We start from the raw sequence: 24,844 nt of genomic DNA, 5'->3' as shown, positions 1-24,844 counted from the left end.
CGAACCCCAGGCTGCTCATTTGGCTCGGGTGACCGGGATGCACGGCGTCCCCACGACGCCCGTTTGATCGTAGGCTGCAGTTAAAGACTGGGAGGTCTTGCAACATGAAGAAACTCCTCGCTTCCACCATTCTCGCCGCGGGTCTGTACGCGCTGGCGGGTTCCGCGCAGGCCGCGGAATGCGGTGAAGTCAGCATTGCCGAGATGAACTGGGCGTCGGCGGGCGTTGCCGCTCACGTGGACAAGTTCATTCTGGAAAACGGTTACGGTTGCACCGTGACGCTGGTCACCGGCGACACCATGCCGACCTTTGCCTCCATGAACGAAAAGGCCCAGCCGGATATGGCGCCGGAACTCTGGGTCAACGCCGTTCGCACGCCGCTCGACGCGGCCATCAAGGAAGGCCGGCTGATCGAAGCCGCCAAGATCCTGAGCGAAGGCGGCGTCGAAGGCTGGTGGATCCCGAAATTCGTCGCCGATGCCAACCCCGATATCAAGACGGTGCAGGATGCGCTGAAACACCCCGATCTCTTCCCGGCACCGGAAGACCCGTCCAAAGCCGCCATTCACAATTGCCCGTCTGGCTGGAACTGCCAGGTTTCGACCGCCAATCTCTACAAGGCGATCGATGCCGAGAAGGCCGGCTTCCAGCTGATCGACACCGGCTCTGCGGCCGGCCTCGACGGCTCGATCGCCAACGCCTTTGCCAAGAAGACCGGCTGGCTCGGCTACTACTGGGCACCGACTGCCATCCTCGGCAAGTACGAAATGACCCGCCTCTCCTTCGGCGTTGATCACGACAAGAAGGAATGGGACGCCTGCTCGGCCGTTCCGGATTGCCCGAGCCCGAAGGTCAACTCCTACCCGGTCTCCGACGTCTTCACTGTCGTGACCAAGTCGTTTGCCGACAAGGCCGGCGTTGCCATGGACTATGTCAAGGCGCGCAAGTGGGACAATGGCACCGTCAACAAGGTCCTTGCCTGGATGGATGAGAACCAGGGCACCAACGAGGATGCAGCAAAGCACTTCCTCGAAGAGTTCCCGGACATGTGGACCACATGGGTAAGCCCTGATGTGGCCGAGAAGGTCAAGGCGGCACTCTGATTTTCGCTGACGATGCAGGCGGCCCGCGTGAAAAGCGGTCGCCTGCATCGGCGTCTTCGCCAGCCGGAAAAAATTGTCGGACATGGCAAGCAATACCGGCGACGACGAACAGGTTCAGTTCGCTTCGCATGTCGCATTCAGTAAAGCGGGCGTCACGTTCCGCTGTCACATTCCTCACGCCGGGACCCGAAGAGGTCACCGCAAAGTCTGCGCAGGGATCGGCAACGACCGGTCTGAAGACGCAGTCGGCGTCATAAGACTTCAGGCCAAGAAGGGGAAAAATATGGCATCCATCTGCAGTGTCTTGCCAGAGTTGCTCTGCAAGTTCCCTGCCATTGACGACGGAACGATCCGCCTGGCTCGCAAGACCATCGACGATGGTTTCAAGGGTTTCGTCCGCACCTATGGCGACGCCATCGACACGGTCGTCCAGCCGCTTCAATGGTTTCTGAACTATCTCGAAAGCCTGTTCGTCAGCTCGCCGTGGATCGTCATCCTCGCGCTCATGGTGGCGATCGTCTATTTCGGCAGCCGCAACATCAACATCACCATCGGCACGGCGCTGTCGATGATCGCCATCGGCCTCGTCGGCCTGTGGAACGACACGATGGTCACGCTCGCAATGGTCACCGTCTGCACGCTGATCTCGATCCTGATCGGCATTCCGATCGGCATTCTGATGGCGCGCTCCGAGCGGGTGCAGTCGGTCGTCAATCCGGCGCTCGACGTGATGCAGACGATGCCGAGCTTCGTCTATCTTATTCCGGTCGTGATGATCTTCGGCATCGGCAAGGTTCCGGGCCTCATCGCCGTCGTCATCTATGCCGTGCCGCCGATGATCCGGCTCACCAATCTCGGCATCCGCCTCGTCGACAAGGAAGTGCTCGAAGCCGCCGACGCCTTCGGGTCGTCGGCCTGGCAGAAGCTCAAGAACGTGCAGATGCCGCTGGCGCTGCCCACCATCATGGCCGGCATCAACCAGACCATCATGATGTCGCTGGCGATGGTCGTCGTCGCATCGATGATCGGCGTGGGCGGCCTCGGCAAGAACGTGCTGCAGGCGATCGCCAACCAGTTCTTCACCGTCGGTTTCCTCAACGGCTTCGCCCTTGTCGGTATCGCCATCATTTTCGACCGTACCAGCCAGGCCTTCGGCAGGCGGCTACAGAAGCATTCGGAGGTTATCCATGGCTAGTCACGCGATCGAGGTGAAGAACCTCTACAAGATCTTCGGCCCCAATGGCGGCAACTATGTCGATGCCGTCAAGCGGGGCCTGGGCAAGGCGGAACTCAACGAAAAGCACGGCCACGTGCTCGGTCTGCAGGACATCAACATCTCGATGCCGGCCGGTGGCGTCATGGTGGTCATGGGGCTTTCGGGCTCGGGCAAGTCGACGCTGATCCGCCACATCAACCGGCTGATCGACCCGACCGCAGGCGAAGTGCTCTATGACGGCGTCGACGTCTGCAAGATGAACGACAACGACCTGCGCGAATTCCGTCGCCACAAGACGGCGATGGTGTTCCAGAAATTCGCGCTGCTGCCGCACCGGACCGTGCTCGACAACACCGTTTACGGCCTGGAGATCCAGGGCGTCGGCAAGGCCGAGAGCGAAAAGCGCGCGCGCGGCTGGATCGACCGGGTCGGTCTCCAGGGCTTTGAGAACCACTACCCCAACCAGCTTTCCGGCGGCATGCAGCAACGCGTCGGCCTCGCCCGGGCGCTCACCAACGATGCCGACATCCTGCTGATGGACGAAGCCTATTCGGCACTCGATCCGCTGATCCGCGTCGATATGCAGAGCGTGCTTCTCGACCTACAGAAAGAGCTGAAGAAGACCGTCGTCTTCATCACCCACGATCTCGACGAGGCGCTCAGGCTCGGCGACAAGATCGCCATCCTGCGGGATGGCCGCGTGGTGCAGCAGGGAACGGGCCAGGAAATCGTGCTGTCGCCCGCCGACGACTACATCAGCGCCTTCGTCAAGGAAGTGAACCGCGGACGCGTCATCAATGTCGAGACGATCATGCGGCCGCTTTCCGGCAACCCGGAAGGCATGCCGCTGACGATGGGCACGGTGCTGGAATCGGCGGCCCGCGCCATGACCGGCGCTCATCTCAACGTGGCCCATGTCGTCGACGAAAACGGCCGCCCGATCGGCGCGCTCGATCTGCCGACGATCATCTCGGCCATGGTGACGCCCACCAGTCACGAGGACAAGAGAGCCGCATAGACAGGCCAATCGGCAGCAAGGGCGCTCGGCACCTCCCATCGCGGGAACAGGCCGCAGCGCCCTTCGCATGTCAGGCGGGTCGTATCGTCTGCGGGGTGCAACTCGGAAGACGCACGCTGTCGGCGCTCATGCAGCAATTCAAAGTGCTACAGCGACCTTTGCGCGTCTAATAAGACGCGCGGCGCTGTAGGCCGATGTCAGCCTCGCATTCGCACCAAGTGCTCTACGGCGCTGTTCAGTTGGTCTTCGTCGTTTCGGCTGCAGCCGGCTCGACGGTGCTTGCGGACGAAAGCGTATCGCTGGTCGCCGGGAAATACTTGTCGAGCAGGCCCATCATCTGGGTGTCGCGCTTTTCGGCGGTCTCGCCGCCCATGACGACGCCGACGAGGCGCTTGCCGTCGCGCGTCGCCGACGTCACCACGTTATAGCCAGACGCCGTGGTGTAGCCGGTCTTGATGCCGTCAGCGCCTGCATAGCGGTTCATCACGCCGTTGTGGCCGCGAAGCTTCATGCCCCTGAATTCGATCTTGCGGTTCGAAAACAGCGCAAACTCTTCCGGGAAATCGCGCATCAGCGCAATGCCGAGCGTCGCCATGTCACGCGCCGTCGTCACCTGCTCCGGATCCGGCAGGCCGTTGGCGTTCTTGAACACGGTGCTGGCCATGCCGAGCTGGTGCGCCTTCTCGGTCATCACCTTGGCAAACCCGGTTTCAGTGCCGGCCAGCTGTTCGCCGATGGCAACGGAAGCATCATTGGCCGACAGCACGATCATGCCCATCACGGCTTCGCGGACGGAGACGGTGCGCCCGACGCCGACGGCCAGCTTGAAGGGCTCCTTGCCATTGGCATTTTCCGACATCGTCAGTCGCTGGTCCCACGTCAGCTTGCCGTCGCGAAGCGCTTCGAACGCAAGATAGATCGTCATCATCTTGGTCAAGGACGCGGGATAGTTCAGCTCGTCGGCATTCTCGGCTTCGAGAACGGTGCCGGTCTGCGCGTCCAGAACCAGATGGGCTTTTCCGGCGAACGCGTAGGACGCACCGCCGAGCAACAGACCGAGTGAAACCGCCGCCGACGCGAGTGTCCGGATAGTGAAATGCATGATGTTCTTCTCGTTTGAGGCTATCGATCAGCGCGCGATACCCGCGGGCAAGCTAGCGACTACATAAGTGCCGCCTTTTACAGCGATCACAAGCGAGCCGCAATCGCCTATCGGCTGCGGCTTTTCGTCGTGAGCAATCGCCCCGCTTCCGCCACAATGGCGTCAACGGACAACCTGGCTTCGGCGCCAGATCGAACCTGCCTAACCCTCACGCGCCGCGACAGCCCTCGCCCCAAAAGGCCAGCCTGACAGAAAGGGTTTTTCGATGAAACGGAAGGTCAGAGTAGAGACAACCAGCACCCCACCTATCGCAGCGAGCGTCACCAGCGTCGCGAAGCCCTGGTCGAGCGTCAGAACCGTGTCCCCATCGGGAGCGACGTGGGTCGGAACCTTCAGGCCGAAGCGCAGAATCTGGGTGACCGCCCAGCCGACAATGGAATGGGTCAGGTAGACGCTGTAGCTGACGGTGCCCAACCAGACGAAGGACGGCCACTCGAGAAAGCGGCGAAGACTCGTGTCCTCCTGCAGGTTCGCCACGGCCACAACCGTGACCGCAAAAAGAGGCGGCAGAAGGATTTCCGCGCGGCCGCCGCCGAGGCCCCAGATTGCCAAAACGACGAGCGTCAGCGCCGCTGCAGCCATCGGCGCCGCCGCCTTTCGGGGCAATCGGACGTGGAGCGAAGCGGCCCACGCCCCCAGGAAAAAAGAGAATACGCAGCGGATGATCGCAAAGATCGGATCGGTTTCGAGCCGTCCGCCCTCCAGAGCGAGCAGGATGATGGCCGCTCCACCCGCCAGAACAAGGCACCAGCGCACCGGTAACCGCAGGAGACCCACCGTCAAAGCGAAGATCAGATAGGTCCAGAACTCGACCGAAATGGACCAGCTCGGAATATTGAACCCGAGTTCGCTCAGAACCACGCCCTGCAGCAGAAAAAGATTGGCAAGGAACGCCTTTGCGTCGGACACCACAAAGGCGGGGTTATTGGAGATGATGCCGGTCTTCTGTTCAAAGATGTATTTGAGACACTCTATGCCGAGGAAGATCAGCAGCGTGAACAGATGAAGCGGATAGAGGCGCCAGAACCGCCGGCGCTGGAAGCTTGCGAGCTCTGCGGGGCTCGACAATCTGTTGGCATAGTTGAGAGCAATCACGAAGCCGCTGAGCACGAAGAAGAAGTCGACCATGAGGTAGCCGTGCCGGATGAAGGCATTCTCACTCAGCAGGCTGCCGTAACGGAAATGGTGCAGGACAACCGCAAGGGCCGCGAAACCCCGCAAGGATTCGAGCGCCAGGAGTTTGGGTTTCTTCACCATTGCGGAGAATGCTCCATCGCTGGCGGCAAGCGCCGCCATTTCGTCACGTTGCGCCCGTCGTTTAGACGGTCTGCTTCGAGAAGACAGGTCCCGCAAGGACGATTGGAAGCTACCTTCGCCCGGGAAGCCTTAAAATCCGGTAATGGGCATTCTGCGTTGAGCCAAAGACATTTGGCTTCTGTTGTCGGGGCAAGGCAAAACTGCCCGCTTTGGCAAAAGATGCCCGATTGAACCGAGCCGCCGTTTCATTCGACCTTAACCCGATTGCGCCATGCTTGATGGCAGGTCCCGGCCCTCTGGGGGCAACTGCAGACGGGAACCGCAAACCCGGAGGTGGCGCCGTGTCGGCGACGCCCCAGCAATCTCGGCGCCCTGATGCAAGTACCCCCCGCCACGGCAGACTTACCCACACGTCGGCATCCAGTGCCGGCGCGGGTAGGCTACGACGTTGGGCTCGCACAGCTGACGCGCCATTTGGCTTCGCTGCTATCCGGCCTCGGGCTCTTCCTCATGGTCTTCACGCTGATGCCCTTTCAGGGCGCCATGGAGACGGACCCGAATGCCGCCAACGATGGCAACATCATCAACCAGGTCGGCTACATCGTGCTTGGTGCGGTCTATCTGTTTGCGATGCTGCTCGTGGTCGACAAGCGGGTGCTGGCGCGGCTGGCCTCGCCGGCCTGGGTGGCGATCTTCGCCATCGCCTACTTCTCCTGCCTGCAGTCCTACGATCCGGCCGCCTCCGCCCGTGGTCTGACGCTCAGCCTTGTGGCGATGATCATGGTGGCCGGCGTGCTGGTGCTGCCGCGCAGCGAGGAGGATTTCGTTCATGCCGGGGCAAATGCCATACTGCTCCTCATCCTGATCGACTATGCCGCGCTCATCGTGGCGCCGGACCTGGCCATTCACTCGGCCGCCGGCGGCGAGCCCTGGCATGCCGGCTTCTGGCGCGGCCATCTCCTACACAAGAACGTCTCGGCGCCGGTGTTTTCGATCCTGTGCATGTTCGGGATCTATTGCCTGCGCTCCGGCGCCACGCTTCGCGGCTGGGCCATCACCCTGCTCTCGGTCAACTTCGTGCTGCACACCGGCTCGAAGACCACCATCGGCTTCCTGCCAATCGCCATAACGCTGGTGCTTGCCGGTCGCGCCGTTCGCAGCCCCGGCCTGATGATCGTCGCGCATCTGGTCATGTCGGTCGTCGTCTTCGGCCTGACGCTCGGCACGATCTATTCAGACACCCTGCTTTCGTTCACCAGGGCGATCATCGACGATGCCACCTTCACCGGACGCGACGACATCTGGAAGTTCGCCAGCGCCAGCATCGCCGAGCACCCATGGCTAGGTCAGGGTTACTCCAGCTTCTGGCTCTCGCCCGTCATCATGGGCCTTGAGGCCAACTTCGAGGCGAACTGGGACGTGCGTGGCATCGTTGCCGGCCACAACAGCTATCTCGACGCGGCGCTGACATTTGGCCTGCCCGGCGGTATCCTCATAAGCCTGCTGCTCTTCGTCAAACCGCTCCTCGACTACATCCGCGCCTCGCGCCGGCCGGAGGGTCGGGCCTTTGCCGACTTCTGCGTCATGGTCGTCATTTTCATGACTTACAACGCCATGCTCGAAAGCTTCTTCCTCAACCGCGCCGACCCGATGTGGCTGCTGACGGCGCTGGCCATCTTCGGGCTCGGCCTTGCCGGGCGCTTGGGCCTGCGCCACCAACAATAGTCCCGGCCACCCACGCCGACGCTTGCAAAGACATAAAGATATCTTTATATCTTATTGCATTCATTCTAGCCGGGAAAAGCCGATGACCGCTGCAGCCAACGTTCTCTCCGACCTTATCGCCGAAAAAGGCGTTCTTCTTGCCGATGGCGCCACCGGAACCTCGCTGTTCGCGATGGGCCTCGAAGCCGGCGAAGCGCCGGAAATCTGGAACGAGACCAGGCCCGAGAACATCGCCAAGCTGCACCAGGACTTCGTCGACGCCGGCGCCGACATCATCCTGACCAACTCCTTCGGCGGCACCCGCCACCGCCTGAAGCTGCACCACGCCCAGGATCGCGTGCACGAACTCAACAGGCGCGCGGCCGAAATCGCCCGCGCCGTCGCCGACCAGGCACCGCGCAAGGTCATCACCGCCGGTTCTGTCGGCCCGACCGGCGAACTGCTGATCCCGCTTGGCGCGCTGTCCTATGAGGACGCGGTCTCGGCCTTCGTCGAACAGATCGAAGGCCTGAAGGCCGGCGGCGCCGAAGTCGCCTGGATCGAGACCATGTCGTCGCCGGACGAGATCCGCGCGGCCGCCGAGGCCGCCGCCAAGGTCGGCATGCCCTATGTCTATACCGGCTCCTTCGACACCGCCGGCAAGACCATGATGGGCCTGCACCCCAAGGATATTCACGATGTCGCCAAGGATCTGGGCAATGGCCCGGTCGCCGTCGGGGCCAATTGCGGCGTCGGCGCGTCCGACATCCTGTCCTCGCTGCTCGACATGACCGCGGCAAAGCCCGAGGCGACCGTGATCGTCAAGGGCAATTGCGGCATTCCGGAATTCCGCGGCTCGGAAATCCATTACTCCGGCACGCCGCCGCTGATGGCGGAATATGCTCGGCTCGCGGCCGACGCCGGCGCCAAGATCATCGGCGGCTGCTGCGGCACCACCTGCGGGCACCTCGCCGCCATGCGCGTGGCCCTCGACGAGCATTCGCCGCGCGAACGCCCGACGCTCGATGTGATCATCGAAAGGATCGGCCCGCTGCGCAACAAGTCGGCCAATGAAGCTCCATCGGCCCCGGCCCGGGAACGGCGCAGCCGCCGCGGCTAAAAGCACTTCCAGGGGAAGTGCGAAAAGCACGCAAGATCGACAAAATAACGAAACGCTCCGGCATCATCTGATCCCGGAGCGTTTTCATTTGTAGCGTTCGCTATGGCTCTCGCAACGAGCGGGAATGCCCCCGAAAATCAGGCGCTGCGCTTGATCGCACTGTCCGCCCGAAGATGCTGCCGCCAGGCCTCAAGCCCGATCTCGATGTTCTTGCGACCGAAGCCGACACGGAAGCGATCCTCAGCGACCGGCAGCAGGTCGGACACGAACAGGCTGGATGGCAGCAGCAGCACGCCCGCCTCTTCCACCAGGCGGCGGCAATGGGTCTCGACCCCATCGGCTCCGAGATAGCGGGCAAAACCGACGCAGCCGCCATCCGGCTCCCGCCATTCATAGAGGGCGGGGAATTCGGCAAAGAAGGCTCCGAGCTTTTCGAGGTTCGAGGCGCAAAGCGCCCGATTGCGTGTCAGCAGTTGCTCGCGCGCCTTGAGTGCGATCGTTGCCAGAACCTCGGACGGACGCGAATTGCAGATCGACAGATAGTGCTTCATCTTCTCCATGCGCTCGATCAGCGCATGATCGCGGCAGGCGATCCAGCCGATGCGCAAGCCCGGCAGGCCATAGGCCTTGGACATGACGTTGAGCGAGATGCCGCGCTCGAACAACTCGGCCGCCTGCGACAGCCTCAGCGCCGGGTCGCGCTCGAGCCCACGATAGACCTCGTCGCTGAAGAGATGGATGCCGCGTTCGGCGCAGAGCTCGGCCAGCGCCTTGAAGGTCTGCTGATCGGCGATCGAGCCGGTAGGGTTGTTGGGGAAGTTGACTGCAATCAGCCTGGTGTTCGGCTTCAGCGCCGCACGCACGTCGGCAATATCGAGGCGCCAGTTGTTTTCCGGGCGCAGCGGCACGCCGGTGACCGAAGCGGCGATCGTGACCGGCAGCGTTTCCATCGACTGATAGTTTGGCACGGTGACGATGGCGTGGTCCTGAGGGCCGAGCAGCGCCAGCATGGCGCAGTAAAGCCCCTCCTCCGCCCCGGCAAAGCAGAGAATGTCTTCAGCCGAGAGCCCCTGATAGGTCGACGCAATGGCCGCGCGCAAGGCCGGTGCGCCATAGGTTTCGGTGTAGCCGAGCGTCAGCTTGTCCCAGGCTTCCCGGTCCGCGTCGTCGGCCAGCGCCAGCAGTTCGCCCATGCCGATGGTTTCGCTGTCGCTGGCGGTCATGTGGTGGCGCGCCTTGAACTCCCAGCGGGAGAAATGCGTTTCGAGGCGGAAGTCTGGCAAGGTGGTCATATCGGGTCCTCCAATCGCTGCGTCCGGCGGACGGGCGAAACCATTGTCTTCGTCGTGATCAGGAAGCGTCGCCGCGGGCGGCAGTGAGATAGTTGTAGATCGAGGCGCGCGAGGTGCCGATCAGGCTGGCAAGATGGTCGACGGCGTTGCGGGTCTTGAACAGGCCGCGCTCCTCCAGCGCCGCCACCAGCGCCACCCGGTCCGCCCGTTTCAGCGCTGAAAGCGCGAGCCCCCGCTCCTTCAGCCAGTCATGCAGCGACGCGTTGATCTCTTCGCGCCAGTCACGCGAAAACAGCACCTGCGGCCGCGGCTGCGCAGCACCGGCAAAGGCGGAAAGCAGCTTCACGGCATTGTCGATCATCGAGACATCGAGATTGATGCAGAGCAGGCCTGCCGCGTCGCCCTTGGCGTCGCGCAACACCGCCGAGATGGACTTGATGCGCCGACCGTCGACTCCAGTCTTCTCGTATGGCCCGAGCACGTTTTCCGCGCCCGAAACCACGCCGAACTCTTCCTCGATCAGCGAATCCTCGCCGACCGCCCGGCCGGAGGAGGCATTCCAGATGGCAACGACGGTGCCGCGCTTAAGGTCATGCAGCACCACCTCCGCATGCGGATAGAGCAAGGCGCTGATGGCCGCAGCCGTTGGCGCGTGCATGGCAATGTCGAAGGCAATGGCGGGCTTTATGTTCATGTCACTGGAATGACCGATTCTGGACTTTTTGTCAATTCTAGACGTTTCGTTTAGGTGCATCATTCACCGATGCTTGCGCGCCCTGCCGGCCTGTCCTATCCCGAAGAAAACGAGATTCGCCTGGAGACACTGACATGAATGCCGGACCCGCTTCCTTCCCCGACAGGGACACCGTTGCCGACAAGCTTTCGGCTTTTGGCGAAGCGGATCAGGCCTTTATCCGCCTGCTGGCGGAAAACCCCGAGCAGGACGAGCAACTGATGGAAGGCCTCCATCGCTGCCTCGACATCGCCTCCGAAGCCCGCTTCCTCAACACGTTGAAGCTCGAAAAGCTTGGCCATTGGCTCGGCAGCGAGGCCCCGGCGCGGCTGCAGATGCGCCTGATGGAAGCCGCCCGCTCCAGCCAGCACCCGGCCTACCAGGCGTTCAGAACGGGTTTGACGAAATCAGGCGGCCTGGAGCGCGCGTTTCCGAAGGGTTGAGGTTAGGCGTTTAAAGAGCGCCATGGGGCTCGGCGCGATCACAATGAATCTTTGACCTAGCTGGTTGGTCCGCTGCACCTTGCTGCCCGAGTGGGATTTCTCGCCCTCATTCCTGTGCTTGTCACAGGAATCCAGCAGCGCCGTGTCTACGGCGCGGAAGAGCTTGAGGAAGAAGGGCCACTGGAAGGATCCTTAACTGCGCAGACGCGCCGTTACTGGATTCCTGTGACAAGCACAGGAATGAGGGAAGTGGTACCGTCCGAGGACAAGGAGACGGCACCTTTAGTCAGGACGATGGTTGCCGGGCATCGGACTATCCCTTTCGGCAACGGGGTCCTTGAACTCCCCGACGCCTACCAAACGGACCACGCGCAGAACAGGTTACGTCAGACGAAGGCAGCGCCGTATATCCCTTCTCCCCGCAAGCGGGGAGAAGGTGGCGGCAGCCGGATGATGGGCCACGCCGCGGTAACGGCGCAGCCTCATCCTCCCGCCCGACCCTCAATTGGCCGAGCCGCCGCCCGAAAGCCCCTTGGCGAGCCGCACCAGATTGACGAATTCGCCGCGATAACCGAACGGGTCCGCCCCCTTGGCCGCTGCCGCCAGATCGACGACGGCATCATAGGAATAGTCCGACAGCGCCGTCACACCCGAAAGCTTCTGCCCGAAGGCGGCCACGGCGACCGAGAAGCGCACGTCATTGGGCGCCTCTGCGAGCGATGGCACGGCGTTCGCCTCGGTAACCGGCGTTGTGATCAGTTCGCTTTGGTCGCCATCCGGTTTCTTGTAGCGGATTTTGAGGAAAGCGAGTTCGCCGGTTTTCATCGTCGCATCGGCTGCCGGCTTCTCCGCCGCCGCGTAGCGCAGGTCGTCGTTCAGCACCGCCGGACTGCCCTTCGGCGTCACCTCGTAGATCGCCGTGACGCTGTGGCCGGAGCCGATGTCGCCGGCATCGACCTTGTCGTTGTTGAAGTCCTCGCGCTTCAGGGCCCGGGTCTCGTAGCCGATCAGGCGGTATTCGGCGATTGCATCCGGGTTGAATTCCACCTGCAGCTTGACGTCCTTGGCGATCGGGAACAGCGATGAGCCCGCCTCTTCCACCAGCGTCTTCTGCGCCTCGGCCAGCGTATCGATATAGGCGGCCGTACCGTTGCCGTTCTGGGCAATCGTCTGCATCAGCGCATCGTTGTAGTTGCCGCGGCCGAAGCCGAGCACCGACAGGAAGATGCCGCTCCTGCGCTTGGCCTCGATCATCTGCTTGAGCTCGTCGTCGCTGGCGGGACCGACATTGAAGTCACCGTCGGTCGCCAGCATGATGCGGTTGACGCCACCCTTGACGAAGGCCTTCTCCGCCAGCCGGTAGGCAGCGTCGATGCCCTCGGCACCGGCGGTCGAGCCGCCGGGCTGCAACGTGTCGATCGCCGACAGGATCTTCGCCTTGTCCTTGACCGCGGTCGGTTCCAGCACCGTGCCGGCATTGCCGGCATAGGTGACGATCGAAACCGTATCCTCGGGCTTCAGTTTCTCGACCAGCAGCCGGAAGGCGCCTTTCAAGAGCGGCAGCTTGTCCGGCTCGTCCATGGAGCCGGAAACGTCGATCAGGAACACCAGGTTCGCCTTCGGTGCCTGCGCCGGCACGACGTCATAGCCCTTGATCGCCACGTGCATCAGCCGTGTGCCGCCATTCCACGGCGTCGGCGTCACCGTCACCGTCGCCTTGAACGGCTCAGTGGCGCTCGCCGGGCGCGGCCAATCATAAGGAAAATAGTTGACCATCTCCTCGACCCGCACCGCATCGCGCTCCGGCATCTGACCCTCCATTAGCGAGCGGCGCACGAAGGCGTAGGAAGCCGTATCGACATCGACCGAGAAGGTGGAGACCGGGTCGGTGGCGACGCTCTTGACCGGATTGCTGTCGGCCTTGTTGAAGCGCTCGCGGTTTTCCTGAGGAGCCGGAGCCATCTCCTCGGCAACAACGGGCGCCGGCATAAAGGTCATCCGTGTCTCAGCGCCCGGAGCTGCAGAAAGCGGTGCTGCGCTATCGCTCATCATCTGGTTGCCCAAAGCATCCGCCTCGGCCTCGGCAGTGGGCGCCGGGTTCTCGGCTCGCGCCGCAGATTGAACCTCGACGGTCTTCTGTTCGCGGGCGCGGGCAAGCGCCTCGGCGGCTGGCTTATCGGCCGGTGGCCGACCCTCAGCATCAACGGCAACCGACCCGCCGACTGCAAAGCCGGAGGTCTCCTGCCTCTTCGCAGCAGCTAGGTTTTCGTCCACCGCCGACGCAGTCGGAGCTGACTTCGGCCGTGGCGCTGCCTTCTGTTTCGGCTCTCCCTTCACCGCGATCTCTGCCCCGGTGTCGCCGGGCAGCACGGAGTTGCGCGTCAGTTCCAGCGTCAGGAACGTGGCGGCGGGGATGACCAGCAGCGTGGCGAGTGCCGATCCGGCAAGCAGTTTCCTGTTCATGATGGGGCTCCATATCCGGTTGAAGATGGAGCTTTGACGAACCGGCAGCATTGATCCTTGGGTGATGGTCGAATTTTCTTCTGCCATGTCGAAAGCCTGCATGGCGGCCGCGAGCGCACGCGCGCGTGCCTCGTTCGAAGCCTTTGGCGGGGTCAGCCCGGAGAGCTTGTCGAAATCGTCGGTCATGATCACACGGCCTCCTTGCCAAGCAATGTCTTCAGCCGCTTGCGCGCCTCGTGCACGTGCCAGGACACGGTCGCCTCGGAACATCCAAGCACATCGGCGGCCGCGGCATGGCTCATCCCCTCGGCATAGACGAGCAGCACTGCGTCGCATTGTTTTTCCGGCAGCGCCCTGACGGCCGTCCAGAGCGCCTCCTGGCGATCGTCTTCGGCCGTCTCGCCGCCGCCAAGAACGGCCTGCTCGTTGGCATAGGCCTGTATCCTGCTGGTGTCGCGCATCTGTCGGCGCTTGTGGTCGCGCGCCGCGTTGAGCGTTAGGGTGTAGAGCCAGGTGCGAAACCGGCTGGTGCCGCGAAAGCCGCGAACGGCGGTACCCAGCCGTACGCAGACGTCCTGGGCGATGTCTTCCGCATCCGCGGCATTGCCCGACCAGCGCCAGGCGACGGCATGGACAAAATCATAGTGCCGCTCGACCAATTGGCCGAACGCCCGTCTGTCTCCAGACACCGCTTTCTCGACGAGTTCAGCGTCCAATGGCGTGCCCGCTCCTAGCTGTTTTGAACCTTAGACGTTGCACGACGACAATTCCTTGGGGCCGCGACGAAAAAAATCGCATCGGCCCCAAAGAAAAAACTAGCGCGGGAATTTTCCGACGACGGCGATCATCGGCCCCATCGGGAACAGCCGGTCGTGCCGGTTGATATCAGGCGCATAGAGGCTGGAGATCGTGCCGTCGAGGAAAAGCGCGTTGGGGCAATCGAGCTCGTCGCGGAAAAGCGTCGCGAAGTCGTGAAACCGCACCGGCCTTTTCGAGACGACGAACACCACCTCGCCCGCAGCCGTCACGCCGACGCCGTTGCGGGTCTTGAGGCTGGTGCTGTCGGGCAGGAAGCGCGGATGCAGCTCGCCATCGATCACCAGCATCGGGCCGGACTGCGTGGCAAACCGGGGCCGGATATTGGCGGCGCGATAGGCGTCCGCCGACATCACCCCCGCCTTGCCGCCATCGACATAGAAGACGCCGTTAGGAAGAAGGTGGAAATTGCCCCAGCCGGTATTGGTGTTGAGCGGCGCCTGCTCGCGCCCCTCCTCGATATGCAGGCCGACCGGCGACAGGTCGTCGTGATACATGCCGCCGTTCATGGCAAAGAGCATGTATTCGTCGCGATGGCGCAGTTCCAGCGACAGCGCCCGGAACGAGCGGAAGGGAACGCCGGCCTGATCTTTGTCGTAAAGACGGATGTCGTTATCGGCGGGGTCGACGGTGCAGGCGATATAGTCCTGCCCGAGATGGCTGACGTCACGGCAGGCGCCGAGCGCCGGGCCGGCAAGGCCGGCCGAGAGAACGGCACCGACGAGAAATGGTTTTGGAAAAAGCGGCATGAAAAACATCCAATGGAATCAGTCGCCCAGCATCATCGAGATTGCGGCGGTTCTGGCGCAGGAGCGAGGAAAATGCTGATGGCAGGCCCGGCCTCGCCGTAGACGGACAGGCCAACCGTGCTCTCCCCCTCACCCCTGTGCTCGTCACAGGGGTCCAGCCACAGCGCGTCTGCGCCGTGAAGGAACCAAAACCTCGCTGTCTGCTGCATGACGCGGTCTTTGCGCGCCGCCGACGCGGGCGGCTGGATCTCTGTGACAAGCACAGAGATGAGGGAGAGGAGAAATCGGCATCCGTAGCCGCAGCCAAACATGGCATCGTCGCGGTGTAGGTAGGTCGCCGTCGCAATTCTGTGCGCACAGGGATGAGGTAAGGAAAGTACAGGGCCTTACGGCCGCGACAGTTCCGCTCAGCCGCCAGCCATAATCCCGGCAATGCCGGCCAGCACAAAACAGCCGGCCGCCGCCGCAAGGCCGAAGATCGCCGCCAGACAGGCAAGGCCGGCAACGCCGCTGCGCAGGTAAGAGTTGGGATTACCGGTGAGGATCTCGCTCGACAGCCTGGTCAGCAATCGCTTTTCCTGCAGCGTGAAGCGCAGGTTGCTGGCGTGCTGGCGCGCCACCCGCTGCACCTCGCCGTAATTGTTGGCGATGGCAAAGAAAGTGAGCAGCAGGCCAATGCAGCCGACGACCAGGGCGGCCTTGCGTAGAAAATCGATCGCCTCCGGCAGCAAGCTCGCGCCCAATATGGAGCTGTCGAACAGACCGTCGAAGCCGGCGATGCAGGCCGCAACCACCGCGGCATGGGCGGCGGCAATCGCCAGCAGGCGCTTGTACGCCTCGTCGAGAAGCTGCGAATTGGCGGCATGAATACTGTCCAGACGCGATACCTGCGCGTCGACTTCCTCCCGCGACAAGCGCGGGGGAAAGTTGCTCACGGATACCACTGGGCTGCGCGTCATGAGATGGTCTCCAATGCCACACCGTCCAAATCGGTATAAATTCGGAAATTTTACGTTTCCAGAACACCTGCAATTTTAGTCATTTTGGAGATTTACACCATCTTTGCGTGCCGGAGCGGAACAGCGAAACAGGCGCTCGGTTTTCCATGCGCACCCAGCTGCGGGGACAGCACCAGTCAATCAGCGCCGGAAGGTGACGGCGCAGGTCGTGTGGATGCCTGTGCCGGCGGTGCCTTGGGATTGTGCGTTACGCACGTCACTTCCTGCTGTGTATGCGGCTGTGGAAAGTATGCCCGAGCGGCCATCGGTGGATGGGCAGGCTGGACCTTGCCGTGTCATTCACGGCCCCGGCCGACGCTTTACCGTCCTCTATTTCATTGGAGGCTTCGGCGCAGGTGAAAACGCCAGCGTCAGCCACACATTCCAGCCTTCCGGGCGGTTTTTGGCCCCGAACTCGTAGTATCCCTTGAGGTTCACATAGCCCGCCGTTTCATCGCCGGCGTCGAACTTGCAACCGAGCTGGGGACCGACCCCGAACACGCGGGACTTGAAATCACCAAGGGTCGCGCCTTCGCCGCTGTCCCCCGTAAGCTGCTGATAGGCGTATCCAACGACGCCGACATGGACATGCTCGTTCAGGAATTGCGATGCGGCCCAGTCGACGTGCCCATCAATGCCGTTCCGATAGTCCGTATCGGGGTTTTTGAAGTTGTAGGTCAGGCCGCCGACAATCGAAAACTCGCGACCCGTGTCCGGATTGAGATAGGTGTATCCGACCCCGCCATCCATGGCACCGTGGCCGAGCCCCAGGTTCGCCAGGCGATCAGGATCGTAGGAACCAACGGGAATGCCGCCGGTCATATAGACGAGATAGTTGTCGACGTCGTCGTTCCATTAAGTGCCGCCTGGGGAAGGACATCGCCAAACGCGGTTAGAGAATCGCATCTTTCGCCGGAGACCGAACCGCCGAGCGGCCCAGTCAAGGTGGCGTCTACGAAGGCGTGGCTTCGTCCCGCAACGCCCAACAGGCTGAGGGCGAGCTGCCCACCCCATACGGGCTGATCGAAGGTGTAGGTCGGTCCGAAGGCAACCAGGTCGCCGCGCCCGCTCATGCCGACATCGACTTGCCCGGCCCCGCCGCGTGGAAAAGCCTCGCTCGCACCCGCGCTGATGGAGGAGTGGTAGTAGATCGAAGCGAAGGACCAGCCGGGTTTACCCGGCACCGCAGCAAAACTGCCGTATAGGCCAGGCAGCCAGAAACTGACGCCAAATTCATCCGCGCTGGCCTGTGACGCGGCAAACGCAACCACGAACACCAGCGAACCGGCGCACATCTTTCGAATCATGCGACCCCCTGCATTAGCCTACACACACTAGGTTACAATCGGGGCAATTCAACCGCATGTTTCCCGCAACGGCGGCATGTGACGGAGGCTTCAAATGCGCAGGTTCGCCATGGCGATTCTGAGCCTGTTGATCGCGGCGGCCCCGGCCAGCGCCGACGACAAGCTGGTCAAAGACCTTGACGCAAGGACAATCGAGAGCCGAGCGATCGAGGCCGTCAACTGGGGCATGCCTGTCGTCAACTTCGACCTGATGCTGCAGGCGATGATCACGGGCGCCAAAGGCAAGCCCAATCAGATCGTCTACTGGTCTCGCCTGCCGGACTGAAAGAACCAGACACTCACCCCCAATCCGGACGTCATGCATGGCAGTTCCCCCTGGAGGATGTCGGCCCGGCCGGGGTCGACAAGGGCAAGGGCGGAAAATACCTCATCCTGCCACCTGACCACTCCGGCGCGATCCCGGACGGATACATCGTGCTGCCGTCATCGACCTATCAGGGTTACGCCCTGCTGCGCTCCATTCTGAACAGCGGCAGCGAAGCCGACGTTGCCAAGGCGTCGATTACGCCAAACGGATCAGGCTCTATCCATTGTCGCAGGCCGTAAATCCGCCGACGACTTTTGTCGATGCCATCGACGTTGTCTACGATTCGACCATTCCCTACGATCTGCGCTTCTTCCAGTCTTTGAACCGCGTGGTCCAGGCTGAGCCCTGGCTCCGCCCATCAGGCCATAGTTTCGGCAGCGGCGACAGATCAAAGGTCCAGTGCGGACATGTGGAAGCGAAGCTGCGCCGGCGGATAGCGATAGTCCTGCCCGACGGGACAGGCGTCGCGGGCCAGGCATCCGTGCTCGAGACAGCCACTCCTGCCCGCCTCCGTCCTCAGATAGCTGCGACAACGGCCGACATCGAATTGCAGGCGCTCGAGCGCGCCGGCCGGACAGGCGGAAATGCATGGTTTATCCACGCAAGTGTCGCAGGGATGGCTGGCCAACCGCTCGCTATCGGCAGCCAAGGGTTCGTCGAAGGCGAGCGCGCCACGATAGCCGTGCCAGAGCCCGTAGCGCGGATGAATGAGAATGCCGAGCGGCGAAGTCTTCAGCCCCTCCGCCCGCATCGCCCATTGCTGGAATGGCTGCCAGGGTGGATCCGACGGGAAGTAGGCCGTCGCCCCACTGCCTCGAGCGATTTCCCCAATCACCGACTTCGACCACGTATCGAGCGGATCGTTGCCGCCATGGTCCGGCGCACTTTCGCGCCAGCGCACGAAGGGCTGCCACAGCGAGCCGCCGACATTGCCGATCAGCGCGACGCTTGCAGCCGGCCGACCATCCGAAAGCAACGGCGCGGCATCGCCGGAAGCAAAGTTCAGCGTGCCGCGCAAAAAAAGTCCGTGCGGCTCAAGAGCCGCACGGACGGTTTCAAGTCGAGTTTCCGCAGATGCGGAAGGCGCCGTCATTTCGGTTTCGGCCCCTGTAGATCGTAATGCGGGCGCCAGACTTCCTTCTGGATCATGTCAGCCACCTGCGCCGCGCCGCCTTGCTCCCTGGCTCGCTCGGGACCCTTTCAGGTGAAAGCGTCGGGCATCGAGTCCTTGCGCTCGGCGATAAAGGCCTTGAGCGCCTCGTCAATATCAGGATCGAGGTAAGGCGCCTCGTAGTGCTCCAGCCAGCTGCGGGCCAGCGCATTGGCGCGCTGCTCGATGCGCTTTTCGCCTTCCACTTCCCACTGTTCGTAGGAATTGTTGTCGGCGAGCGGCGAACGGTAGAAGGCGGTCTGGAAATTGGCCTGGGTGTGGGCGCAGCCGAGGTAGTGACTGCCCGGACCGACTTCGCGGATGGCGTCGAGCGCCTGCGCGTCTTCCGAGAGGTCGATGCCTTCGGCCATCTTCTGCATCATGCCGAGCTGGTCCTGGTCGATCATGAACTTCTCGTAGGACGAGACGAGACCCCCCTCGAGCCAGCCGGCCGCATGCAGCACGAAGTTGGTGCCGGCAAGCAGCGTCATGTTCAGCGTATTGGCCGATTCATGCGCGGCTTGAGCGTCCGGAACCTTCGAGCCGCAGAGTGAACCGCCGGTGCGGAACGGCAGCTTCAAGCGGCGGGCAAGCTGTGCCGCGCCATAGGAAACCAGCGACGGCTCCGGCGTGCCGAAGGTCGGCGCGCCCGACTGCATCGAGATCGAGGCGGCAAAGGTGCCGAACAGCACCGGCGCGCCCTTGCGGATCAGCTGGGTGAACGAGGCACCGGCCAGCACTTCGGCGAGAATCTGCGTCAGCGTGCCGGCAACAGTGACCGGGCTCATGGCGCCCGACAGGATGAACGGCGAAAGCACACAGGCCTGGTTGTGGCGGGCATAAACCTTGAGTGCGCCCACCATGGTCTCGTCGAAGACCATCGGCGAGTTGGCGTTGATCAGGTTGAGCGTGACGCAATTGTTCTCGACGAACTCGTCGCCGAAAACGAGTTTCGCCATGGCGATCGTGTCTTCGGCGCGCTCGGGTGCCGTGACCGAGCCCATGAACGGCTTGTCGGAATATTTGATGTGGCTGTAGACCATGTCGAGGTGACGCTTGTTCACCGGAATGTCCACCGGCTCGCAGACCGTGCCGCCGGACGAATGCATCGACGGCGCCATATAGGCGAGCTTCACGAAGTTGCGGAAATCCTCGATGGTCGCGTAACGGCGGTTACCCTCGAGATCGCGCACGAAGGGCGGGCCATAGACCGGTGCGAAGATCGTCGCCTTGCCGCCGACCTGGGCGCTGCGCGCGGGATTGCGGGCGTGCCAGGTAAATTCGGACGGCGCCGTTTTCAGAAGCTCGCGGCAAAGACCCTTGGGAAAGTGAACGCGCTGGCCGCGCACGTCGGCACCAGCCTGTTTCCACAGTTCGAGTGCTTCGGCGTCGTCGCGGAATTCGATGCCGATTTCCTCGAGGATCGTATCGGCATTGCGCTCGATGAGCTCAAGACCCTCCTCGTCGAGAACCTCGTATTCGCGAATCTTGCGCTGGATATAGGGCAGAGACGGCCCCGGGCCGCCGCCGGTGCGCGAGGCACGCCGCGCCGCTGCTCCCCGTCCCTCGCCACGCGAGCGGCGACCGCCACCCTCAACCGCGTCCTGTTCTGTCACGTCGCTCATTTACTCATTCCTCTCCCGCGCATTTCGTGCGCCTTCAAGCACCATTTGGCCCTAATGCTACCAAGCCGCAGGGACTGTACGGGTCTCAATGCGCCAACAAGTGGCGCAACTCGAACACTGCGACCTGCGTCATCGCCGGCCAAAAACCGCATGGCGCGAATATATTGTTTTTGTTAAGAATATACAGGCCTCGAAAGAAGGTGCCCTGCCGTCGCTTTTTGTCATATGCGACGTCGCTTTCGAAAACAGATTTTTACGCGTCGACCGCTATTGATTGTTGAACGTGTCCGGATTTTAGCCCGGCCGTGCCAGGAACCGAGGAACCCTACTATGGCAGACGATGAAATCATTCTCGAGGACCTTTCCGACGAGGAACTTGTGCAGCAGATGCATGACGACCTCTATGACGGCCTCAAGGAGGAGATCGAGGACGGAACCAACATCCTGCTCAAGCGTGGCTGGACGCCCTACGACGTCCTGACCCAGGCACTGGTCGAAGGCATGCGGATCGTCGGCGTCGATTTCCGCGACGGCATCCTGTTCGTGCCGGAAGTTCTGCTGTCGGCCAATGCGATGAAGGCAGGCATGTTCATCCTGCGGCCGCTGCTCGTCGAAACCGGCGCGCCGAAGCTCGGCAAGATGGTGATCGGCACCGTCAAGGGCGACATTCACGACATCGGCAAGAACCTCGTCGGCATGATGATGGAAGGCGCCGGCTTCGATGTCGTCGACCTCGGCATCAACAACCCGGTCGAAAACTACCTGGAAGCGATCGAGCGCGAGCAGCCCGACATCCTCGGCATGTCGGCGCTTTTGACCACCACCATGCCCTACATGAAGGTCGTCATCGACACGCTGAAGGAAAAGGGACTGCGTGACGACTATGTCGTGCTCGTCGGCGGCGCGCCGCTCAACGAGGAATTCGGCAAGGCCGTCGGCGCCGACGCCTATTGCCGCGACGCGGCAGTCGCGGTCGAAACCGCCAAGGACTTCATGAAGCGCAAGCACAACCTGCTCGCTGCCGGCTGAGCCCGCTTCACGAACACGAAAGCCGGCCGCAGCAATGACGCTTGCGGCCGGCTTTTCATTTGCTGGCATGAAAACGGAGGGCTGCGCAACCGCGGCGTCTGCTGATGTTCCACGTCGCGACCGCCGCGGAACACCAGGCTGGACACCAGGGGATCAAAGCGTCTCTGGCACAGCCGAATTCGACGCGCGGCGCTTCAGGTCACGGCTCAGTTGGCGGCGTTGGCCACCTTCTTGCCGGCCGACTGTGTCGCGTTGACGGTGTTTGCGGTATCCTGACCGATGCCGCGGATTGTGTTGCCGCAGGCGCTCAACGTCGTAAGCGCGATGAGCACGGCTCCGACGGTCGCAACAGTTTGTGTTTTCATGGCCAGCTTCCTTCACGTTGATCACTGGGTGGAATCGAGATGGAAAACGTATCGCGCACAATAGAACGCGCACAACCGGAAAAAGTTCACGTCATCGGTTGCGGCGCAATCGCGCGCGAAATTCTGGCCATCTGCCAGGCCAACAGGCTCGACCATGTCGACCTCTCCTGTCTGCCCGCCATCTGGCACAACACGCCGGAAAAGATCACGCCGGGGGTCAAGGAGGCGATTGCCAAGGCACGTGCAGCCGGCTTCGAGCGCATCTTCGTCGCCTATGCCGATTGCGGCACCGGGGGCCACCTCGACCGGCTCTGCGAAGAAGAATGCGTCGAGCGCATTCCCGGCCCGCACTGCTATTCCTTCTTCGCCGGCAACGATGCCTTTGCCAGCCGCTGGGACGACGATCTGACCGCCTTTTTCCTCACCGACTTCCTCGCCCGCCAGTTCGAGGCCTTCGTCATCGAGCCGCTCGGCCTCAAGCGCCATCCGGAACTCCGGGATATGTATTTTGGCCATTACCGCAAGCTCGTCTACCTCTCGCAGCAGGAAGACGAAGCGCTGCAGGCAAAGGCCAAAGAAGCCGCCGATTACCTCGGCCTCGAATACGAATACCGCTTCACCGGCTATGGCGACCTGACGAAATCACTGCTGAGCGCCTGATCCCGCAGAAGGTATGTGGCGCCCAGCTCAGGTAGAAAAGACCGAGGGAAAGCTCAGTTCGCCAACAGGATGAGCTCGGATCTGGCAGCATACACAACCCGCCTCAATTGAAACTCAATCGACGCGCTATGCTGTGGCAAGTTGATTTGGCCGATGTGGCTTTCGCGGTATCAGAACTTCGAACCGCCCCAATCCCCTAAATTCTCGACAGACAGGCAGGCTCGGCGTCAGTGCTTGCGGCCAACGCGTCTCGAAACAGATCTCGAGCCGCCGGCCCATCGCAACGAGCATTTGATCCGTCTACGCCAGCGCGAAATGCGGAGCGGCTGTTGCAGCCGAATTACTCTTACCAACGCTTGAGGAGGACTGAGACCACTATGAACGCTCTATCTTTCACGAAACGCATCATCCGCGGCCCGCGCGACACGTTACCGATCCACCGCTTCCATGTTGGCCAACTTGTCCGCTCCAAGGGGGCGCTGACGAGAGAGTCAATATCTGGAGAAACGTATCGCATCGTTGCGACGCTGCCGATCCGCGACAATGCGCTCCAGTATCGCATCCGCAGCAGCCGCGAAACCCATGAGCGTGTAACGGATGAAGGCAATCTCGAATTGATTGTCAGTGCCGGCAAGGATGGGATGGCATTGGCCGAGCGAGCCTTCAGAACGGCACATATCCTATAACGACCATGCCAAACCGGCCAAACAGATCAGCCACGGGAGGCGATCATGAAATACCACATACCGGCTCAGATCTATCTCTTCGACTATCGCGGTTTGCCTGGATTGCTCTTTCGGTCGCGGTCTTTGTGGTCATCACCACGATCCTCTTCGGCCGGATCTTGTGATGGCGCGGCACGGAGCCAAACGCCCATCCTCACTCGTCCGCCCGGCCGACCGCTGGCCGAGCTGGCTTATCGCTAAAAAGGATCACACGATGCCACTAAGCTTCCCCAACCAAAGCCGAAGCTTCGACGATACCAGGAACGCTGTTCGCTTCCTTGGCCACGATGGCATGTTCGAAGTGCCCTTCTATGTCGAGGCGGAGGCGCTCTCGCGTGGCGCGCCGACCCGGACGACAGAAGCGGCCTGCCTTCTGGCATTCGACGCTGCACGCAACAAGATCTACGAAGTCGCAAAGGCAGCATATGCCCACGGTCGCAAGACGATCTATGTCCTGACCGCCGCGGACTTCCGTTAGACCGGACAAGCCGGCGCCTTATCTGCCACCATCGAACGAACACGCTCGTCGCGACGCGCTCGGGGTCCGATGCCCCAGCCTCGGCCAAACCGTCTCCCGATGCCACTTCTGGCATCTGCTTCCCAAATACCCGCCATTAAGTCGCCGGTAACGCGCCAGCCGCCATATCTGTTGCGACCAACGCTTCAGGGGCCGGCATGGCGGACGCAGACAATGAGACCAACACCGCGGCCAGGCAGCCGAGCCGCGTCGTCGTGGTGACGGCGGGCGGAGAAAATCCCTGGATCATGATCAATGCGCTCGCCGCACGCTTTGACGATATCGTCGTTCTCCAGGAGCAGCCGGAATCCAAGAGCCTCTTCCTGCGCCGGCGGGCGCGAAAGCTCGGGTGGCCGACAGCGATCGGGCAATTGGCGACAATGATCGCCTCGCGCTTCGGCAAGCGCTTTACCCGGAAGAGAGCGGAAGGCATCCTTAGGCACTACGGTGTATCGGGCGCGCCGGATCCGAGCGTACCGGTTTGCCAGATCACGTCCGTGAACGACGCTGAGGCTGTGTCGCAGATCCGGCAGCTCGCGCCAAAAGTCGTCTTTCTCATCAGTTGCCGCCTGTTGAAGGCCCATACCCTGGCGCAGATCCCCTGCCCGGTCGTCAACTTCCATGCCGGCATCAATCCGGGCTATCGCGGGCTGATGGGCGGCTACTGGGCGCAGGTCAACGACGATGTCATCAATTTCGGCGCGACCGTGCATCTCGTCGACGAAGGCGTCGATACCGGCGGCATTCTCTACCAGTCGCGCCAGACGCCCGACCGCCGCGATACGATGCATACCTATCCGCTGCTGCAGACGGCGGCCTCCACCGGCATCGCCATTGCCGCCGTCGACGATGCCCTCAAGGGCAAGCTGCAACCGCTCGATGTCGCAGGCCCGTCGCAACAGTGGTACCACCCGCCGATCTGGACATGGCTCTGGAATGGAATTCGGCGCGGCATCTGGTAGGAAAACCGGGCGCAGATTCGCCGATGAGGACACGCCGCCTGTGGCCGTCAGAAGGCCCTAAGG

General features: G+C 62.2%; 24 protein-coding genes and 1 pseudogene. 13 read left to right on the top strand and 12 right to left on the bottom strand.

The window, feature by feature from the left end; genetic code table 11:
* Positions 1 to 104: 104 nt before the first annotated feature.
* The 3 genes from ASD02_RS15110 (at position 105) to ASD02_RS15100 (ending at position 3,337) form a co-directional block, all read left to right on the top strand.
* The gene (locus ASD02_RS15110) at positions 105 to 1,103 is read left to right on the top strand and encodes an ABC transporter substrate-binding protein (RefSeq protein ID WP_025427380.1); all 999 of its coding nucleotides are present in this window, start codon (positions 105 to 107) and stop codon (positions 1,101 to 1,103) included.
* A gap of 283 nt (positions 1,104 to 1,386) precedes the next feature.
* On the top strand, positions 1,387 to 2,298 hold the full coding sequence (locus tag ASD02_RS15105; RefSeq protein WP_025427381.1) for a proline/glycine betaine ABC transporter permease: 912 nt from the start codon (positions 1,387 to 1,389) through the stop codon (positions 2,296 to 2,298).
* Complete coding sequence (locus ASD02_RS15100; RefSeq protein ID WP_025427382.1) at positions 2,291 to 3,337, top strand: glycine betaine/L-proline ABC transporter ATP-binding protein; 1,047 nt, start codon at positions 2,291 to 2,293, stop codon at positions 3,335 to 3,337. Before ASD02_RS15105 ends, ASD02_RS15100 begins: the two co-directional genes overlap by 8 nt.
* A gap of 235 nt (positions 3,338 to 3,572) precedes the next feature.
* Here the strand turns inward: ASD02_RS15100 and ASD02_RS15095 are convergent, their stop codons facing one another.
* Positions 3,573 to 4,439 (bottom strand): D-alanyl-D-alanine carboxypeptidase family protein, encoded by an 867-nt coding sequence (locus ASD02_RS15095; RefSeq protein ID WP_025427383.1) that lies wholly within the window; start codon positions 4,437 to 4,439, stop codon positions 3,573 to 3,575.
* A gap of 201 nt (positions 4,440 to 4,640) precedes the next feature.
* Positions 4,641 to 5,756 carry an acyltransferase gene (locus ASD02_RS15090; RefSeq protein WP_158071734.1) on the bottom strand — a complete coding sequence of 372 codons (1,116 nt, stop codon included), beginning with the start codon at positions 5,754 to 5,756 and terminating at the stop codon, positions 4,641 to 4,643.
* A 375-nt stretch (positions 5,757 to 6,131) separates the two neighbouring features.
* On the opposite strand from ASD02_RS15090, the gene ASD02_RS15085 reads away from it, so the two are divergent.
* Positions 6,132 to 7,481, top strand: a complete 1,350-nt coding sequence (locus ASD02_RS15085) for an O-antigen ligase (RefSeq protein WP_081788862.1) — start codon at positions 6,132 to 6,134, stop codon at positions 7,479 to 7,481.
* 82 nt (positions 7,482 to 7,563) lie between these two features.
* The gene (gene bmt, locus ASD02_RS15080) at positions 7,564 to 8,580 is read left to right on the top strand and encodes a betaine--homocysteine S-methyltransferase (protein WP_025427386.1); all 1,017 of its coding nucleotides are present in this window, start codon (positions 7,564 to 7,566) and stop codon (positions 8,578 to 8,580) included.
* Between the two features lie 137 nt (positions 8,581 to 8,717).
* Here bmt and ASD02_RS15075 read toward each other — a convergent pair whose 3' ends face one another.
* Both ASD02_RS15075 and ASD02_RS15070 read right to left on the bottom strand, forming a co-directional pair.
* Entirely contained in the window at positions 8,718 to 9,872 is a 1,155-nt protein-coding gene (locus tag ASD02_RS15075) for a pyridoxal phosphate-dependent aminotransferase (RefSeq protein ID WP_025427387.1), read from the bottom strand.
* 58 nt (positions 9,873 to 9,930) lie between these two features.
* Positions 9,931 to 10,566, bottom strand: a complete 636-nt coding sequence (locus ASD02_RS15070) for a PAS domain-containing protein (RefSeq protein WP_025427388.1) — start codon at positions 10,564 to 10,566, stop codon at positions 9,931 to 9,933.
* Between the two features lie 134 nt (positions 10,567 to 10,700).
* Between ASD02_RS15070 and ASD02_RS15065 the strand changes: the two genes are divergently transcribed.
* Positions 10,701 to 11,048 carry a hypothetical protein gene (locus ASD02_RS15065; RefSeq protein ID WP_025427389.1) on the top strand — a complete coding sequence of 116 codons (348 nt, stop codon included), beginning with the start codon at positions 10,701 to 10,703 and terminating at the stop codon, positions 11,046 to 11,048.
* Between the two features lie 501 nt (positions 11,049 to 11,549).
* Here the strand turns inward: ASD02_RS15065 and ASD02_RS15060 are convergent.
* The 5 genes and pseudogenes from ASD02_RS15060 to ASD02_RS15035 all read right to left on the bottom strand — a co-directional run bounded on the left by ASD02_RS15060 (position 11,550) and on the right by ASD02_RS15035 (position 17,369).
* A complete protein-coding gene (locus ASD02_RS15060; protein WP_244494222.1) occupies positions 11,550 to 13,697 on the bottom strand; it encodes a VWA domain-containing protein in 2,148 nt (715 codons plus the stop codon).
* Positions 13,698 to 13,699: 2 nt separating this feature from the next.
* Positions 13,700 to 14,227: an RNA polymerase sigma factor gene (locus ASD02_RS15055; RefSeq protein ID WP_025427391.1), complete on the bottom strand. Its 528-nt coding sequence runs from the start codon at positions 14,225 to 14,227 to the stop codon at positions 13,700 to 13,702.
* 99 nt (positions 14,228 to 14,326) lie between these two features.
* Positions 14,327 to 15,076 (bottom strand): phosphodiester glycosidase family protein, encoded by a 750-nt coding sequence (locus tag ASD02_RS15050; RefSeq protein WP_057220839.1) that lies wholly within the window; start codon positions 15,074 to 15,076, stop codon positions 14,327 to 14,329.
* A gap of 407 nt (positions 15,077 to 15,483) precedes the next feature.
* Entirely contained in the window at positions 15,484 to 16,035 is a 552-nt protein-coding gene (locus tag ASD02_RS15040) for a hypothetical protein (RefSeq protein ID WP_025427394.1), read from the bottom strand.
* Between the two features lie 369 nt (positions 16,036 to 16,404).
* Positions 16,405 to 17,369: pseudogene (locus tag ASD02_RS15035) on the bottom strand (transporter).
* Positions 17,370 to 17,475: 106 nt separating this feature from the next.
* On the opposite strand from ASD02_RS15035, the gene ASD02_RS40600 reads away from it, so the two are divergent.
* Both ASD02_RS40600 and ASD02_RS40595 read left to right on the top strand, forming a co-directional pair.
* A complete protein-coding gene (locus tag ASD02_RS40600; protein WP_025427396.1) occupies positions 17,476 to 17,706 on the top strand; it encodes a hypothetical protein in 231 nt (76 codons plus the stop codon).
* Positions 17,601 to 17,987, top strand: coding sequence for a DUF1254 domain-containing protein (locus ASD02_RS40595; RefSeq protein WP_309141644.1), 387 nt, complete (start codon positions 17,601 to 17,603; stop codon positions 17,985 to 17,987). Before ASD02_RS40600 ends, ASD02_RS40595 begins: the two co-directional genes overlap by 106 nt.
* A 149-nt stretch (positions 17,988 to 18,136) precedes the next feature.
* On the opposite strand, the gene ASD02_RS15025 is transcribed toward ASD02_RS40595, so the two are convergent.
* Positions 18,137 to 18,841: a 4Fe-4S dicluster domain-containing protein gene (locus ASD02_RS15025; protein ID WP_025427397.1), complete on the bottom strand. Its 705-nt coding sequence runs from the start codon at positions 18,839 to 18,841 to the stop codon at positions 18,137 to 18,139.
* Positions 18,842 to 18,948: 107 nt separating this feature from the next.
* Positions 18,949 to 20,523 (bottom strand): trimethylamine methyltransferase family protein, encoded by a 1,575-nt coding sequence (locus ASD02_RS15020; RefSeq protein ID WP_025427398.1) that lies wholly within the window; start codon positions 20,521 to 20,523, stop codon positions 18,949 to 18,951.
* Between the two features lie 330 nt (positions 20,524 to 20,853).
* Between ASD02_RS15020 and ASD02_RS15015 the strand changes: the two genes are divergently transcribed.
* Complete coding sequence (locus ASD02_RS15015) at positions 20,854 to 21,552, top strand: B12-binding domain-containing protein (RefSeq protein WP_025427399.1); 699 nt, start codon at positions 20,854 to 20,856, stop codon at positions 21,550 to 21,552.
* Positions 21,553 to 21,758: 206 nt separating this feature from the next.
* Here ASD02_RS15015 and ASD02_RS15010 read toward each other — a convergent pair whose 3' ends face one another.
* On the bottom strand, positions 21,759 to 21,917 hold the full coding sequence (locus ASD02_RS15010) for a hypothetical protein (RefSeq protein WP_057220803.1): 159 nt from the start codon (positions 21,915 to 21,917) through the stop codon (positions 21,759 to 21,761).
* Positions 21,918 to 21,956: 39 nt separating this feature from the next.
* Here ASD02_RS15010 and ASD02_RS15005 point away from each other — a divergent pair, with 39 nt between their 5' ends.
* The 4 genes from ASD02_RS15005 (at position 21,957) to ASD02_RS14990 (ending at position 24,781) form a co-directional block, all read left to right on the top strand.
* The gene (locus tag ASD02_RS15005; RefSeq protein ID WP_025427401.1) at positions 21,957 to 22,577 is read left to right on the top strand and encodes a DUF1638 domain-containing protein; all 621 of its coding nucleotides are present in this window, start codon (positions 21,957 to 21,959) and stop codon (positions 22,575 to 22,577) included.
* A gap of 377 nt (positions 22,578 to 22,954) precedes the next feature.
* Complete coding sequence (locus ASD02_RS15000) at positions 22,955 to 23,263, top strand: hypothetical protein (RefSeq protein WP_025427402.1); 309 nt, start codon at positions 22,955 to 22,957, stop codon at positions 23,261 to 23,263.
* A gap of 253 nt (positions 23,264 to 23,516) precedes the next feature.
* Positions 23,517 to 23,780 carry a DUF1488 domain-containing protein gene (locus tag ASD02_RS14995; RefSeq protein ID WP_025427403.1) on the top strand — a complete coding sequence of 88 codons (264 nt, stop codon included), beginning with the start codon at positions 23,517 to 23,519 and terminating at the stop codon, positions 23,778 to 23,780.
* Between the two features lie 197 nt (positions 23,781 to 23,977).
* The gene (locus ASD02_RS14990) at positions 23,978 to 24,781 is read left to right on the top strand and encodes a formyl transferase (RefSeq protein WP_025427404.1); all 804 of its coding nucleotides are present in this window, start codon (positions 23,978 to 23,980) and stop codon (positions 24,779 to 24,781) included.
* The last annotated feature ends 63 nt before the right edge of the window (positions 24,782 to 24,844 follow it).

This window comes from Ensifer sp. Root1252 (assembly GCF_001425885.1).
In the GTDB taxonomy this organism is placed as follows: Bacteria; Pseudomonadota; Alphaproteobacteria; order Rhizobiales; family Rhizobiaceae; genus Ensifer; species Ensifer canadensis.
The sequence above is the reverse complement of the archived record's forward strand: the minus strand, read 5'-3'. Positions and strand labels throughout refer to the sequence as shown.

Excerpts from the sequence above, each read along its gene's own strand:
- ASD02_RS15060 (WP_244494222.1), bottom strand. The coding sequence starts at position 13,697 with ATGACCGACGATTTCGACAAGCTCTCCGGGCTGACCCCGCCAAAGGCT.
- ASD02_RS14990 (WP_025427404.1), top strand. The coding sequence starts at position 23,978 with ATGGCGGACGCAGACAATGAGACCAACACCGCGGCCAGGCAGCCGAGC.
- ASD02_RS15095 (WP_025427383.1), bottom strand. The coding sequence starts at position 4,439 with ATGCATTTCACTATCCGGACACTCGCGTCGGCGGCGGTTTCACTCGGT.
- ASD02_RS15020 (WP_025427398.1), bottom strand. The coding sequence starts at position 20,523 with ATGAGCGACGTGACAGAACAGGACGCGGTTGAGGGTGGCGGTCGCCGC.
- ASD02_RS15050 (WP_057220839.1), bottom strand. The coding sequence starts at position 15,076 with ATGCCGCTTTTTCCAAAACCATTTCTCGTCGGTGCCGTTCTCTCGGCC.
- ASD02_RS15085 (WP_081788862.1), top strand. The coding sequence starts at position 6,132 with ATGCAAGTACCCCCCGCCACGGCAGACTTACCCACACGTCGGCATCCA.
- ASD02_RS15100 (WP_025427382.1), top strand. The coding sequence starts at position 2,291 with ATGGCTAGTCACGCGATCGAGGTGAAGAACCTCTACAAGATCTTCGGC.
- ASD02_RS15110 (WP_025427380.1), top strand. The coding sequence starts at position 105 with ATGAAGAAACTCCTCGCTTCCACCATTCTCGCCGCGGGTCTGTACGCG.
- ASD02_RS15005 (WP_025427401.1), top strand. The coding sequence starts at position 21,957 with ATGGAAAACGTATCGCGCACAATAGAACGCGCACAACCGGAAAAAGTT.
- ASD02_RS15105 (WP_025427381.1), top strand. The coding sequence starts at position 1,387 with ATGGCATCCATCTGCAGTGTCTTGCCAGAGTTGCTCTGCAAGTTCCCT.
- ASD02_RS15090 (WP_158071734.1), bottom strand. The coding sequence starts at position 5,756 with ATGGTGAAGAAACCCAAACTCCTGGCGCTCGAATCCTTGCGGGGTTTC.
- ASD02_RS15075 (WP_025427387.1), bottom strand. The coding sequence starts at position 9,872 with ATGACCACCTTGCCAGACTTCCGCCTCGAAACGCATTTCTCCCGCTGG.
- ASD02_RS15070 (WP_025427388.1), bottom strand. The coding sequence starts at position 10,566 with ATGAACATAAAGCCCGCCATTGCCTTCGACATTGCCATGCACGCGCCA.
- ASD02_RS15065 (WP_025427389.1), top strand. The coding sequence starts at position 10,701 with ATGAATGCCGGACCCGCTTCCTTCCCCGACAGGGACACCGTTGCCGAC.
- ASD02_RS15000 (WP_025427402.1), top strand. The coding sequence starts at position 22,955 with ATGAACGCTCTATCTTTCACGAAACGCATCATCCGCGGCCCGCGCGAC.
- ASD02_RS15010 (WP_057220803.1), bottom strand. The coding sequence starts at position 21,917 with ATGAAAACACAAACTGTTGCGACCGTCGGAGCCGTGCTCATCGCGCTT.
- ASD02_RS15015 (WP_025427399.1), top strand. The coding sequence starts at position 20,854 with ATGGCAGACGATGAAATCATTCTCGAGGACCTTTCCGACGAGGAACTT.
- ASD02_RS14995 (WP_025427403.1), top strand. The coding sequence starts at position 23,517 with ATGCCACTAAGCTTCCCCAACCAAAGCCGAAGCTTCGACGATACCAGG.
- ASD02_RS15025 (WP_025427397.1), bottom strand. The coding sequence starts at position 18,841 with ATGACGGCGCCTTCCGCATCTGCGGAAACTCGACTTGAAACCGTCCGT.
- ASD02_RS15040 (WP_025427394.1), bottom strand. The coding sequence starts at position 16,035 with ATGACGCGCAGCCCAGTGGTATCCGTGAGCAACTTTCCCCCGCGCTTG.
- ASD02_RS40600 (WP_025427396.1), top strand. The coding sequence starts at position 17,476 with ATGCGCAGGTTCGCCATGGCGATTCTGAGCCTGTTGATCGCGGCGGCC.
- bmt (WP_025427386.1), top strand. The coding sequence starts at position 7,564 with ATGACCGCTGCAGCCAACGTTCTCTCCGACCTTATCGCCGAAAAAGGC.